12 protein-coding genes are annotated in these 12,314 nt (G+C 50.7%); 1 reads left to right on the plus strand and 11 read right to left on the minus strand.

The genetic code is table 11. The features are described from left to right. Window positions 1-75: 75 nt before the first annotated feature. Both AC4QZR_RS16405 and AC4QZR_RS16410 read right to left on the minus strand, forming a co-directional pair. Window positions 76-600 carry a DUF421 domain-containing protein gene (locus tag AC4QZR_RS16405; protein ID WP_494481893.1) on the minus strand — a complete coding sequence of 175 codons (525 nt, stop codon included), beginning with the start codon at window positions 598-600 and terminating at the stop codon, window positions 76-78. A gap of 93 nt (window positions 601-693) precedes the next feature. Beyond that, window positions 694-1,092 (minus strand): GNAT family N-acetyltransferase, encoded by a 399-nt coding sequence (locus AC4QZR_RS16410; protein ID WP_494481894.1) that lies wholly within the window; start codon window positions 1,090-1,092, stop codon window positions 694-696. A 344-nt stretch (window positions 1,093-1,436) separates the two neighbouring features. On the opposite strand from AC4QZR_RS16410, the gene AC4QZR_RS16415 reads away from it, so the two are divergent. Beyond that, entirely contained in the window at window positions 1,437-1,652 is a 216-nt protein-coding gene (locus AC4QZR_RS16415; protein WP_494481895.1) for a hypothetical protein, read from the plus strand. 160 nt (window positions 1,653-1,812) lie between these two features. On the opposite strand, the gene AC4QZR_RS16420 is transcribed toward AC4QZR_RS16415, so the two are convergent. From AC4QZR_RS16420 to AC4QZR_RS16460, 9 genes are all read right to left on the minus strand, one after another. Then, entirely contained in the window at window positions 1,813-2,274 is a 462-nt protein-coding gene (locus tag AC4QZR_RS16420) for a hypothetical protein (protein ID WP_494481896.1), read from the minus strand. Between the two features lie 76 nt (window positions 2,275-2,350). Continuing rightward, window positions 2,351-2,788, minus strand: coding sequence for a contact-dependent growth inhibition system immunity protein (locus AC4QZR_RS16425; protein WP_494481897.1), 438 nt, complete (start codon window positions 2,786-2,788; stop codon window positions 2,351-2,353). A gap of 91 nt (window positions 2,789-2,879) precedes the next feature. After that, window positions 2,880-3,248 carry a methylglyoxal synthase gene (locus AC4QZR_RS16430; RefSeq protein ID WP_188500063.1) on the minus strand — a complete coding sequence of 123 codons (369 nt, stop codon included), beginning with the start codon at window positions 3,246-3,248 and terminating at the stop codon, window positions 2,880-2,882. A 268-nt stretch (window positions 3,249-3,516) separates the two neighbouring features. Continuing rightward, on the minus strand, window positions 3,517-4,719 hold the full coding sequence (locus AC4QZR_RS16435) for a threonine synthase (protein WP_494481898.1): 1,203 nt from the start codon (window positions 4,717-4,719) through the stop codon (window positions 3,517-3,519). 62 nt (window positions 4,720-4,781) lie between these two features. Then, window positions 4,782-5,687: a LysR substrate-binding domain-containing protein gene (locus tag AC4QZR_RS16440; protein ID WP_494481899.1), complete on the minus strand. Its 906-nt coding sequence runs from the start codon at window positions 5,685-5,687 to the stop codon at window positions 4,782-4,784. Between the two features lie 72 nt (window positions 5,688-5,759). After that, window positions 5,760-6,005 carry a hypothetical protein gene (locus AC4QZR_RS16445; protein ID WP_494481900.1) on the minus strand — a complete coding sequence of 82 codons (246 nt, stop codon included), beginning with the start codon at window positions 6,003-6,005 and terminating at the stop codon, window positions 5,760-5,762. Between the two features lie 118 nt (window positions 6,006-6,123). Continuing rightward, on the minus strand, window positions 6,124-8,853 hold the full coding sequence (locus tag AC4QZR_RS16450) for an alpha-L-rhamnosidase-related protein (RefSeq protein WP_494481901.1): 2,730 nt from the start codon (window positions 8,851-8,853) through the stop codon (window positions 6,124-6,126). Window positions 8,854-9,396: 543 nt separating this feature from the next. After that, on the minus strand, window positions 9,397-10,572 hold the full coding sequence (locus AC4QZR_RS16455) for an aldose epimerase family protein (RefSeq protein WP_494481902.1): 1,176 nt from the start codon (window positions 10,570-10,572) through the stop codon (window positions 9,397-9,399). Between the two features lie 19 nt (window positions 10,573-10,591). Continuing rightward, window positions 10,592-12,178, minus strand: a complete 1,587-nt coding sequence (locus AC4QZR_RS16460) for an alpha-amylase family glycosyl hydrolase (protein WP_494481903.1) — start codon at window positions 12,176-12,178, stop codon at window positions 10,592-10,594. Between the last annotated feature and the right edge of the window lie 136 nt (window positions 12,179-12,314).

The following is a 12,314-nucleotide window of genomic DNA, read 5'->3' on the forward strand; positions in this document are numbered from 1 at the left end:
CTAAAAAGCACAGGCAAGGTACTTCGGCTTATACCTGGGCTTATCAGGGTATGGAAGTGTTGCCAGGTGCCGGGCTTACCCCGGGAAATTGCCGGCGTCTTTCAGTGTGTTAGGCGTGTTGGATCTTAGCGTAGGTATAACCGTTATCTCACCAGTCGATTCCAGAATCATCGCATCAATTACCGACAGGTCTTCCTGGCCTCCGTTGCGTGCAGCAGAATTGATTTCCTCGATCGTAACACGTTCTCTTTTAAGCGCATCTTTCAAAAGTTCACCCTTGTAGAGCAGTAGCGTAGGCTGACTGGTAATAACCTGCTTGACTTGCTTGATGCGCACAGAAAGCCAGGTGATGAGGTACTGCAGGAAGATTAGCACGAAAAATGAGGTGACACCGTCGGCCAGCGATACGCTTTTATTGAGCGAGAGCGAAGCCAGTACAGAGCCCAGGGCTATTGTCACGATAAAGTCAAAGGCATTCATCTTGGAGAGGGTCCGTTTGCCGGAGGCCCTTAGCAAAAAGATCATGGCGATATAACCCATGATCGTGACAGAGAAGGTTCTGATGATGCTTTCCCAACTATCAAAGAAGATGTTTTCCATAAGGTACGTATCCCTGGGCTCAGGTGTAGGTATATGCCCCTTGTACTGGATTATGCTGGTGCGGTTACGGATGAGCGGGAAATAGAGACACCGCTACCTGCTCCGTTTGATCATAAAGCCATTATCCACTTTATCAAATCCTACTTTCGGGTAGTAGTCCATGGCAGCCGGGGCCGACAGAAGTAATAGCATGCTTTGCTCTCCTATTATCTCCTTCGTCAAAGCAATCAGCTGCCTGCCGATTCCATCTTTCTGATATTCCTTCCGGATGGCCAGGTCTGACAGGTAGCAGGCATAGCAGAAGTCGGTGAGTGAGCGGGCTATACCTACCAGTGTTTCCCCATCCCAGGCGGTTACCACCAGGTTAGAATTAGCATACATCTTCTCGATGCGCTCGCGGTCTGCAGTCGGGCGGTTTATACCTGAACTGTTGTAGAGGTCGATGATCTGCTGGGTGTCTGGGGTCAGGTCTGATTTGTAGGTGATGTTCATGGGGTAGGAAGGATGTTGGAATTTAGGTTGACTGATTAGTGCAGGCAATGTGTGAGGCGTCAGCCGAACGTAATCCCTGTGCTTTGTTGGCGTATCGAGTTTTTCACCACTTTATTTATTCAGTGTAGGGTTCTGCTCTATACTCAATGAAATCTCTAACCTTCGTCTTTTCAAGTATCTCTAAGTTTAGCTCCCATACTCCACCTTACCACTCCTTTAGACTAGGATAAAGCAGCAAGCCTACCATATAACCTTATGCAAATAACTTTTTAGGAACGGTTGGGCATTAAGTAAAACTTCATATTCCAAATGTCGTTTCTAACGAGAAACATAAAAATACTACTATGAATAACTTATTCAGAGGATTGCTTGCTGGCTATGGTGCTAAAAAACTAGGTGGAGGATGCTTCAGTACGATTCTAATTTTTGTAATTATTTGGGTGGTGCTTGGTCAATGTAGCAATACATTTAAATCGAACGAAAGCAAAGAAAACACGACTAATCAAACCGAGATAAAAGAATCTGGATTTGTCACTTTATGTATCCCCGCCATTCGGTAAAAGTTTGTATGCTTTTATGCTAATTTACTGCCTCCCCAATTATAGGTGTAAGTAGGGCACATGATACACTTCATTAATTCAACTAACGGTGTGGTACATGAGGTGAGCGGGGCGCAGCCGAAGTTTTGCTCATATGCTTTGTTGCTTGATGTTTGTTCTTCTACCATTTGCTCCCTGGCAAGTTGATGAGGAAGTAAACAGAAAGCATTAATATATAAGTTATTCCGTTTACTTTCAGCGTTATTAGACTTAACTTTTTAAGAGTTTGCTTTTCACGCAAAGCCACCGCAAATAGTGGCAGCTCCAGGATAACTGTGGTAATGAACGCCATGCCCATACCGAAGAAAAACCCTTGCATTTGATAGTTTCCGTAACTTGTTGTATTGCCCCAAAAGTCTGTGTTACCAAGCCACTCAGCTGTAAGGGGAGCAATAAAAAAAAGGCCTGCGACCATAGAAACATAGTTTGCAAGGACTATCAGCCATGTTCTATTTTCTACCTTTAACCTTATCAATAGTCTGCTTTCTACTACCCCAATAGCCGCGTTGATAAACAACAAGTGGAAGAGCCCAAACCACATCATCGGAGAACCAGCGTTAAGTAGAATTAAGTTTAAATTCATCTTTTTGTAATTACAAGCAACGGCTTTGCTATAAGGTTGCGTAGCTAACTTATAGGTTTTGTTGTGCAGCGTTTTTCTAATTTATTCTTTCAAATTGTTCGAATGTGCTAAACCATTCTTTTTTGATACTACTGGTATTGTAGTGATTTTCTAAAAGGCTTATATCTCGGTTGAATATGCCGCACATCCTTTTCCAATTTCCTTTTTCTGTTTTCCAGTACTCCTTGTCGCTTTTTAGAACTGCTTGCAATAAGTCACCTTCATATAAGTCACCGTCAGCCAGTATATTTTCATCTAATTTATCGAGTGCTAAAGGTATTAAATACCGGAGCCCAATATTCTGCCCAATCATGATTCTTAGGTCTTCCGTCTCAAAGTCATTGAGTGCCTTTTTTCTAAGTCTATGGCAGGTTGTTACTAAATGGCTGTTGTACTCTGGTTCACCCCATACATCTTTTTCTAAACTTTCTAATGTTTCTGAGAGCCAATTATTCTCAAGCTTGGTTTTGCTCACTTTGTTTGAATTTCTATTATTCAAATGATGCACAACTTGTTCAAAAGCGTGAACATACGCTTATTAGCTCTATATCAGAAGGTCTATATTCCTAATCCTCCCGCTCCAGCACGATCAGATTAGCAGAAGCCCTGTTCAAGGCTATTGGGATATTATTAAGTACCGCCGTCCGGATGAGGGTTTGTATATCGTGCTCGTGGCCGTGCGGGGTTTCCACGTCGATGAAGAAAATCACTTTCTGGATCTGGCCTTGAAGCAGGCGTGCGGCTAGCAGAATGTCACCACCGCTGGGGCCGTGTCCGAATGGCTCAATGTTCATGTCGAGCAGTTCGTTGATGAGCTTGGCGGTATTGGTGGTGCCGATCAGTTTGTATTGACGGAGCGCCTGCTGGTTCTCCTTTACCCAGTTCAGAAGCTCGGTTTTTTTGTTGTTGTGGGCAATGAGTGCAATCGTTGACATAAGATTTCAGGTATTATAGGGTATAGGCACAACACCGCTGCCTGGGTGTCGCGCAAGTGAAGATAGCGCTTTTCCTATTAATTGTTGATACCGGAAAGCTCGAAAGATTACGGGGTAACAGGAGTTGCAGCGCTACTGCAACGGCTTTGTGTATAAAAAAAGCGCCGCCAGTAGCTACCGACGACGCTTTTGATGGCAGTCTTGGTGGAAGACCGCTTTCTATCCCGTTTTTGTAAAAGGGCACTACATTAAATCAATCCTTAATCGTTTAATCCGGCTGATAACCGCTCAGGTTCTCCATGTATTTCTGTCCCGAGCCGGTGTTGAGCAGCAGAATTTCTTCATCGTACTGAATGAAGCCGGTGTCCAGCAGTTTGCGGGCCGCCATCCAAACGGCCGCGCCCTCCGGCGCTACAAACAGGCCTTCGTTGGTGCCCAGTTCTTTCAGACCGGTGATCATTTCCTGTTCTGAAATGCTGATGGCCGTACCGCCAGATTCGTGCAGCGTCTGCAGCATCAGTTGCTCGCCCAGCGGGCGAGGAACAGCCAGCCCGTTCGCGATGGTCGGTTTGCCTACGTAGTTCTGGGCGTTTGCCTGCCTACCGTAGAAAGTCTCTACCAGCGGACGGCAGTTCTCGGCCTGCACGGCCACCATGCGGGGCAGCTTCATATTCTCTGGCAGCCAGCCTATCTTTTGCATCTCCTTGAAGGCCTTCCAGATGCCGATCAGTCCGGTACCGCCACCGGCAGGGTATAAGATCACATCCGGCAGTTGCCAGTTGCCCTGCTCGGCAATTTCGTAGCCCATGGTTTTCTTGCCTTCGAGGCGGAAAGGCTCCTTCAGCGTGGACACGTCCAGCAGTTCGCCTTGGTTGTTGAGCTCCTTCACTTTGGCGGCACAATCGTTGATCAGGCCATCTACCAGCACCACTTCGGCACCATACCAGTAGCATTCGTCCCGGAAAGCCTTCGGCGTGTGGCGGGGCATCACCACGGTGGCGCGCATACCTGCCTTGGCACAATATGCGGCCATAGCCACCCCGGCATTGCCGGCCGTAGGTATAATGCAGCCCTCCACGCCATGCTCCTTGGCTTTGGAAATGGCCATGCTGAGGCCGCGGGCCTTAAACGAACCGGTTGGGTTCTGACCTTCGTCCTTCAATAGCAATTTTCGAAGTTCGTATTTCTGCGCCAGGTTCTTCAGTTCCAGAATAGGGGTATAGCCTTCCCACAGACTCACGATGTTTTCTTTTTGCAATACGGGCAGCAGCTCGAGGTAGCGCCACATGGTACCTTCCCGGGTGAGCAATGCCTCTTTTTCAGGCACGACGTCAGGGGAATAGCCAGCCAGAAGCGGGAGCTGGCAGCAGGCTGAGACCGTTTGTTTATCAAAAGGAGAGTAAGGGGCGCCACAGCCGGAGCAGGTCAGGGTGCTCAGGTGACTAATAAGAGGTTGAAGCGTCGTTTTCATATCAGTATCTACGGCAAATTGCACTCCTGATATGACCAAACAAAATAGCTAAAAGGAATAGGCTATTCCATTTTGGAATAATAACGCTTCGTAAACTGAATGAAGTTCTTGTAAGGGAAATTGTTCTCAGTGCCTTTGCGCTGGATGAAGTTAAAGCTCCGTTTGATGGTAAGTCCGTTGATGGGTACCTGTACCAGCTCGCCTGACTGCAACTCTTTAATAACAGCCTGCCGGGGCAGGAAGGAAAGGCAGGTATCTACACGCACAAAGTTCTTGAGGGCCTCCGTGCCGCCCAGTCTTATTTTGATCGGCAACTCATTCAGCTTCACTTGTTTTTTCTCCAGCGCCATTTCCAGCACGGCCAGGGTACCCGAACCACGTTCGCGGAGCGCCAGCGGAATATCGTACAAGTCACGGATCTCGAGTTGCTGCTTTTTGAGCGGATTGCGCGAAGAGCAGACCGCGATCACCTCGTCCGTCAGAAAAGGCATGTAGGTCACGTTGCTCACCTTATTGACGCCCTCCACAATGCCCAGGTCTATTTCATGGTCGAGGAGCGCTTTGAGGATGTTCTCGCTGTTGCGGTTCTTGAGGTCGAGCTGCACGTTCGGGTTCTTCTGCAGGTACGCCGAGAGCACAGGTGGCAGGATGTAGAGCGAGATGGTGGTGCTGGCCCCCAACACCATGTTCACATGCGGCGAGAAACTTTCACTAAGTTGCTTGAAGTCCTGGAACAGCTCGTGCTGCAGTTGCTTTGCCGACAGTAGTTTATCATACAGCAGCCTGCCGGCAGGCGTGAGTACCACACTGTTGCCTAGTCGCTCAAAAAGGCCGGTTTTATAGAACTCCTCCAGCGCTTTGATGTGCTTGCTGATGGCGGACTGGCTGATAAAGAGCGTCTGGCTGGCTTTGGTAAAGCTCAGCAGCCGTGCCACCTCCATAAAAATCTCGTGCCTGTGAGAGAGCATGCCTGTCAAAATGTGTTCCTGCCAATATAACGAAATGCCTTGGTGTTTGGTAGCAGCTATACCTGAAAGGTGTTAATGCTGCTGCGCCGTGATCTGATCGACTAGCTCTTCGTCGGTCACAGCCTCCATCCAGTTTTTTGGCAGCTGCAGCCGGACTGTCTGGGCGCCCCCGCTGGGGGTGCAGACCACCGTCACTTCGCCGTTTGTGTCTTCGGTTAGTTCGGCTGCCTTCTCGGCGTTTTCTTTTGAAAGGGTGCCATAGGCCTGCACGCAGGTCCAAGTGGTGTTTTCGGTGTCGGTTACTTCTCTTTGTGTCATCGTTCGGGTTTTAAGGTATAGGCTATACTCTTTTGTGCGGGATAGGATGCAGGCAAATAAAAAATCCCCTGCCTGAGTCAGATCGGGCAGGGGATTTTCAGGTATAGCGAGCACCAAACTACTGCACCCGGATCAGGCGCAGGTGGTCGATCATAGCCTGGTTCACTTCGCTGTTCATGTTCTCGTTTTGTGGCTCAAAGCCGAGCGTAAGCTGGTTTGTGCCTTTGTTGAGCTGTACCCATACCTTGTTGCTGTAGCCCCAGTCGCTCCACTCGCCAATGCCCCGCTGCGGCAGCACAATGGTGCCGGCCATTTCCTTGCCCTTGCGGAGGGTACGCATGGCTGCTTTGTTGTCGGTGTTGATCGGGCCGTTGCCATTGGCATAGCGGAAGTCAATGGCGTACAAACCAGCCTGTGGAGCGTTTACTTTGAAGGTGATGGTCGTGTTTGTCTTTTTGCTCACTTCCACAAAGCCTTTGCCCGTGAAGCCCTTGTATGGTTGTTTGGCTGAGGTAGCTGTTGCTTCCGCTTCGTATACCTGTTCCAGTGTTTTGGCATACACCGGAATTGGCTCGCTGGCAAAAGAACCGTAACCTGCCGCATCGGTCGCGATCACCTGATATTCGGTATAGTTATCGGCTTGCACCGCTATACCTGTTTCTTTGGTATCCTGCATTGGCTTGCCATTACGCAGCACGGTATACTTCACCGCTCCTTCCACAGGTTGCCAGCTATACCTGCCGTTAGCGAAAGTGGCGGTGGGAGCAGGAGACGTCACATGGTGAGCCACCTTGTTCTGACTTCCTTTGTCGCTTATTTCATTAGCAAGAACGATCTGTATATTGTGCTGACCCGTGAGGCTGGCAGGTATAGCGGCACCTTCCAGCGGTTGGCCATCCAGGGTAATTGAGCGAATGCTGTTGCCGAAGCCCTGCATTTCAATGTTAAGCACGGCGTTCCTATACCTGAAGTTGGTGAGTTGATGCTTGCCTTTGTATACCTCCGGCACAAAAGGCTTGAATAACAATTGGTCCGCCTGAAAGTCCATGCCGAAAAGCAGTTTGTAGGTCATGCCCAGGAAGCCCCCTACACTCCAAAGCTGACGGTCGGAGTTGACCTGCGTGCCGGCATAGTCGCCGTTGCTGGCCACAAAGTTCTCTTTGTTGGTGAGGAACAGGGCGGCCGGACGGTAAATGGCGTTCAGGCTCTCCAGAGTTGCGGTTTCATTGCCGGTTTTGGCGGCGGCCAGTGTCCAGTAGGCCTGCACGAAGGGCCAGATGCCGTTGTTGTGGTAAGGCGGAATGTTCGGGATCTGCGGGAAAATGCTCGGTACACCAAATTCATACACCGGTGTGTTGGCTACGATCTTCTTAGCCCGGTCAGCATCGGCAATGCCAAACAGCACGGTCAGCGCCTCACCCAGCGCTTCAGACCTCGGGGAGAGCGACAGGTAGTTGCGGCCGTACAAATACTGCCCGTAATAGCCTTTGTCTTCCTGCCACAGGTGCTGGTTTATACCTGCCTTGATGCGCGCGGCCAGTTGGCTATACCTGTCAGCCGCCTGTTTGTCGTTGAGCATCGTCGCCATCTGGCTTAACAGCATATTAGCCTGGTAGTGCACGGCGTTGGTGCCCAGGTTCTGCGAAGCGTAAATATCGACAGGTTGCATCCATTTCGGGTAGGTCTGTTCGCGCCAGTCCAGGAAGGAGGATTCGCCGCGCATCAGGTTCGTTTTCTGGTCGAAGGCGTTGAGCAGGTCGTCTTCCACAGAGTTACGGATGATCTCGTAAGATTCACGCAGCCAGTTCTGGTCGCCCGTCACTGTATAGATCTCCCAGGCGGCAATGCCCCACACAATGCGGTCAGTCGAAACAGGATAGGCACCACCCGTACCGGTGTCCTGGATGATGCGTTGGTTCTTCACTTTGCGCATCAGGCTTTTGCGCGCTATCTCCGGTTCAATGGCGGCTAATCCTAGTATCAGAGCGTAGCTGATGTCGCGGGTCCACACGCCGGCCCATTCTTTACCTGTGCGGAAAGTGCTGTCGGCCTCAATGTTCTTCACCACTTCCTCCAGCGTCATGTTATAGAGCGCATCGGTCAGCACATAGTCAGATTTGTACTGCGGATAGTGGTCGATCTTCGAGCTCAGCTTCCAGTGCGATGCCGTGAATTTCTCTTCGCGGTGCGCGTTCATGGTGAGCGTCACTTCGTAAATGCCATCGCCGTCCGGGTCCTCCAGTTGCATGCCTTCCCGACTGGCCAGGTTGTCGAAGTCCCAGGAAAGGGGAGTCGTATTGCCGGCAATGTAAACGCCCTTGAAATCGTCTTTGTATACCTTGCTGCCGTTATAAGCGGTGTAAAATCCGTCCTTCTCAAATGCAGCGAACACTTCCCGCATATCCACGCGCACCGTTAAAGGTGTGTTCGGTGGCAGAAAAGACTTTGGTGGAGCGGGGGCCGTCGCTTTCAGCTGTTGACCGAACTTGATGATCGGAGTTTCGCAGCTCCCGCCTTCCTCGGCGAGGCAGATGAACTGGTGGTCCATACCCGGTGGCATCTCGTTGTCCTTGCTGTTGATGCTGAACTTGAACATGATCTCCGGCGACTGGAATTCATTGGCCGGGCTTTGGTAACTGGAGGTGATCTCGGTAGGGGAGAGCGCTTTGGCTACGTAGTCGCCTTGAGAAATGGCATCAGGGAATACGCTATAGGCCTGCGATTCCCAGATAGGTGCCGTGACTACCTGTGACTCAGAAACACCTGAGTCAGGCTGTTGCGTTTTGCAAGCGGTAGCAGTTAGTAGCGCTGCTAAGCCTAGGGTATGTATGTAATAGTGTTTTTTCATGGTCAATGTTTATGCTGTTCTATACCTTGGTTTTCGAGTTACAGGTATAGCGAACTGTATTGTTTTATAGCTTGGGGTGGCCGGGTTTCTACTGCTGTAGGTATAGTAATCTGACATGTTTTATAGCTTGGCTTGGCCAGCCGGGCCCTACTTTTATTCTTGATAAAAAATTCGAGGGCCCCTACCCCCAGTAAGCAAAAAAACAAGAAGCTTTTGAACTCGCTGACCGCTCAAACAAAAAATCGTCAAAAGCGCACCGTGCACAGTTGTCTGTTTCATAGCTTCCGGGGCAAGTTAGTCTTGCTATACCTGCCAGTAATGTGATGCTGTAACTACAGCGCTTATACCTGTGAATTGGCAGTTACGGGCTCCCCGCCTTAGACAAGGAGGAGTTAGGGGTGGTTGAACCCGGTAGAGCAGAGCAGTAACTACGAGACTTATACCTGTTGAATGGCAGTATCCAAAAGTCCCCCTTTGAAGGGGGCAGGGGGATGTTAATCGTTCACGTAATCTTGCCAATCCTTAAATCCTGATCCAGACAAACTATTCCCCCTTCACCTCAAACTTATAAACCGTCGTCTCGCTGTACTTTTCGCCTGGCCGGATGATCGTCGAAGGGAAGCTTTCCTGGTTCGGGGAGTCGGGGAAGTGCTGAGCTTCGAGGCAGAGGCCGGCGTAGCGGTTGTAGGTCGTGTTGTTGTGGCCGGTCAGGGTGCCGTCGAGGTGGTAGGCGGTGTAGAACTGGATGCCGGGCTGTGTGGTTTGAACCTGCATCACCCGGCCAGTGCTGGGGTCTTCTACTGTCGCAGCAGGCACCAACCTATCGCCGCCGTTACGTACCACGTAATTCAGGTCGTAGCCGTAGCCTTGCAGGTTTTCGATGTGGTCGCCTACGCGAGTTGGCGTGGTAAAATCGTACGGCGTGCCATTCACTGGCTTCAGCTCGCCGGTAGGTATAAGTGTCTCGTCGGAAGCAGTGAACTGGTCTGCGTGGATCGTGACGATGTGGTTGAGGATGTCCTTTTCCTTGCCCGCACTCAGGTTAAAATAGCTGTGGTTAGTGAGGTTGACCGGCGTGGCTTTATCGGTAGTGGCTTCGTAGTCAATCTTCAGGGCATTAAAGCCCGTCAGGGTATAAGTCACCACAACGGTCAGGTTGCCGGGGTAGCCTTCTTCACCGTCCTTGCTTACGTACGTCAGCCGGATCGCGTTTTGCTTCTGCAGTGGCTCAGCCTGCCACACCACCCGGTCGAAACCCGTGATGCCGCCGTGCAGGTGGTTGGGTGCATCGTTCACAGCCAGGGTATACTCTTGTCCGTCCAAAGAGAACTTTCCCTTGGCAATGCGGTTGGCATAGCGCCCCACAATGCCCCCGAAATGCGGATCGTTGGGTACGTAATCGTTCACGCTGTCGAAACCGAGCGCTACTTCGCCTAATTTTCCATCGCGATCCGGTGTTTGAATGGAGGTGACAATAGCACCGTAATTGGTAATTTTGACGGTCATGCCGTTGGCATTGGTCAGGGTATAGAGCTGCACTTCCTGCCCGTCAGGGGCGGTGCCGAAGGGTTCGGATTTTATTTCCATGTTGTTCACTTGATTACTCATACTTTGTCCGGGCTGACCCGGCTTGCCGCCGCAGCCTGTCAGGGTCGCGACACTCAGACAAGCATAGAACGCCAGGGAGCGCAAGGTATAGAGGCCTTTTCGTTTTTTCATAAACTCTTTTCGGGTTGGTTTATTTTCTAATGATAAGGGAACTGTACGGTGGTAGCTGCGCTGTAGAACCATTCAGTTTGGCAGCATTGTGCTGATGCATCAGCTGCTTGTGCTCCTGCAGACTGGCAGGTATAGTAACGCTCACTTCTTTGCCAGATAGGTTGTGCAGTACCAGTACCGATTCATCAGCCATGGTACGCACAAAGGCACTCACCGCCCGGTTGCTCAGGTTCACCGGTTCCAGTTCTCCTTGTGTCAGGGCTTTGCTGCTGTTGCGCAATTGGATGTAAGCCTTGTAATGGTTGAGGAGCGAGTTCGGATCCTGTGCCTGCTGTGCCACTGGCTTCACGTTCTGCTCAGTGCTAAACTTCGGCGTTACCCAGGTGGTGCGGCAATCGTCGCTTGCTTTGGTGTCCCAAAGGAAAGGCTCCCGGATCATCTCATCCGGCTTCTTGCCCTGCATCCCGATCTCCTCGCCATAATACACGTATGGAGCGCCAGGTAATGTAAAGAGTAATGCCGCCGCTACTTTAGCTTTGTTCAGATCGCCGTTCACTTCGCTCATGATGCGGTTCTGGTCGTGGTTGCTCAGAATGGTGGCGTCCACAAAGTCTGGATTCACCTGCTGATAGGTGTTGATGATGCGGTCATGGTGAATAGCCAGCGAGTCGCCGTTTCCTGTCTTCAGGGCATCGAGTATTTTCCAGCTCATCTCGAAGTTGAAAAGGGCAGGGAGGCCTTTGGTATAAGGCGCCACTACATCGGCCTCGGCCCATACCTCGCCCACCAGGTATACGTCCGGTTTTACTTTCTGCAACTCGGCTCTGAACTCCTCCCAGAAAGCATGATTATCGGCTGGTCTGTCATCTGGAAAAATGTGGCGGGCCGCATCCAGACGGAAACCATCCACACCCACTTCCTCGAGCCAGTAGCGGCCTACTTTGTATACCTCCTGCCGCACTTTCGGATTGTCGAAATTGAGGTCGGGCATGCCTCCCCAGAAGTAGCCGAAGTATTTGTAGTCGCTGCCTTTCACCTCATGCCAATGCTGGACGTTGTGGGAGTCATCGCCAGTCGTTTTGCCCTCGCCTTTGGTCTGCGGATCGTCTTTGTGCGCCCACACATAGTAGTCGCGGTAAGGACTTTTCTCGTCTTTGGCCGCTTCCAAAAACCAGGGATGCTTGTTGCTGGAGTGGTTCACCACCAGGTCGATCACCACTTTGATGTTGCGTTTGTGCGCCTCCTCCACAAAGGTTTTGAAATCCTCCATGGTGCCGTAGTCGGGGTGAATGCCGGTATAGTCGGTCACGTCATATTTGTGGTAGGAGGGAGAGGGGCTCATCGGCATCAGCCAAATGCCTTCTATACCTAGCTCAGCCAGATAATCAAGCTTCGAAGTCATACCTTTGATGTCGCCAATGCCATCGTTGTCGGAGTCGCAGAAAGACTGCACAAAGATCTCGTAACTCACATTGTGCGGCCATTCACTGGCCTTGGCTTCTGACTTAATCCCGGCTTCACTGTCGAGTACTGTAGGTGCACTACAGCCCGTCGCCAGGTATAGCGCAGGTATAAGCAGGAGGTGATGCAGGTTTCGTTTTTTCATGGTTGTTTATGTGTACCCATTCCCACCAGTGTAGCTAGGCTCGTGGGAGTGGCTTGGGTTTAGAATACGGATGATCAAGTGGGCTTAACATAGAAAACCCGACAGAGCGGAGCTGCCTGTCGGGTTTCTGATATGT

The organism is Pontibacter sp. YIM B11418 (assembly GCF_059278805.1).

What these genes read in the sequence shown, in the direction of transcription:
- AC4QZR_RS16410 (WP_494481894.1), bottom strand. Translation starts at nt 1,092, where the DNA reads ATGAACATCACCTACAAATCAGACCTGACCCCAGACACCCAGCAGATC.
- AC4QZR_RS16415 (WP_494481895.1), top strand. Translation starts at nt 1,437, where the DNA reads ATGAATAACTTATTCAGAGGATTGCTTGCTGGCTATGGTGCTAAAAAA.
- AC4QZR_RS16435 (WP_494481898.1), bottom strand. Translation starts at nt 4,719, where the DNA reads ATGAAAACGACGCTTCAACCTCTTATTAGTCACCTGAGCACCCTGACC.
- AC4QZR_RS16445 (WP_494481900.1), bottom strand. Translation starts at nt 6,005, where the DNA reads ATGACACAAAGAGAAGTAACCGACACCGAAAACACCACTTGGACCTGC.
- AC4QZR_RS16420 (WP_494481896.1), bottom strand. Translation starts at nt 2,274, where the DNA reads ATGAATTTAAACTTAATTCTACTTAACGCTGGTTCTCCGATGATGTGG.
- AC4QZR_RS16450 (WP_494481901.1), bottom strand. Translation starts at nt 8,853, where the DNA reads ATGAAAAAACACTATTACATACATACCCTAGGCTTAGCAGCGCTACTA.
- AC4QZR_RS16455 (WP_494481902.1), bottom strand. Translation starts at nt 10,572, where the DNA reads ATGAAAAAACGAAAAGGCCTCTATACCTTGCGCTCCCTGGCGTTCTAT.
- AC4QZR_RS16460 (WP_494481903.1), bottom strand. Translation starts at nt 12,178, where the DNA reads ATGAAAAAACGAAACCTGCATCACCTCCTGCTTATACCTGCGCTATAC.
- AC4QZR_RS16405 (WP_494481893.1), bottom strand. Translation starts at nt 600, where the DNA reads ATGGAAAACATCTTCTTTGATAGTTGGGAAAGCATCATCAGAACCTTC.
- AC4QZR_RS16440 (WP_494481899.1), bottom strand. Translation starts at nt 5,687, where the DNA reads ATGCTCTCTCACAGGCACGAGATTTTTATGGAGGTGGCACGGCTGCTG.
- AC4QZR_RS16430 (WP_188500063.1), bottom strand. Translation starts at nt 3,248, where the DNA reads ATGTCAACGATTGCACTCATTGCCCACAACAACAAAAAAACCGAGCTT.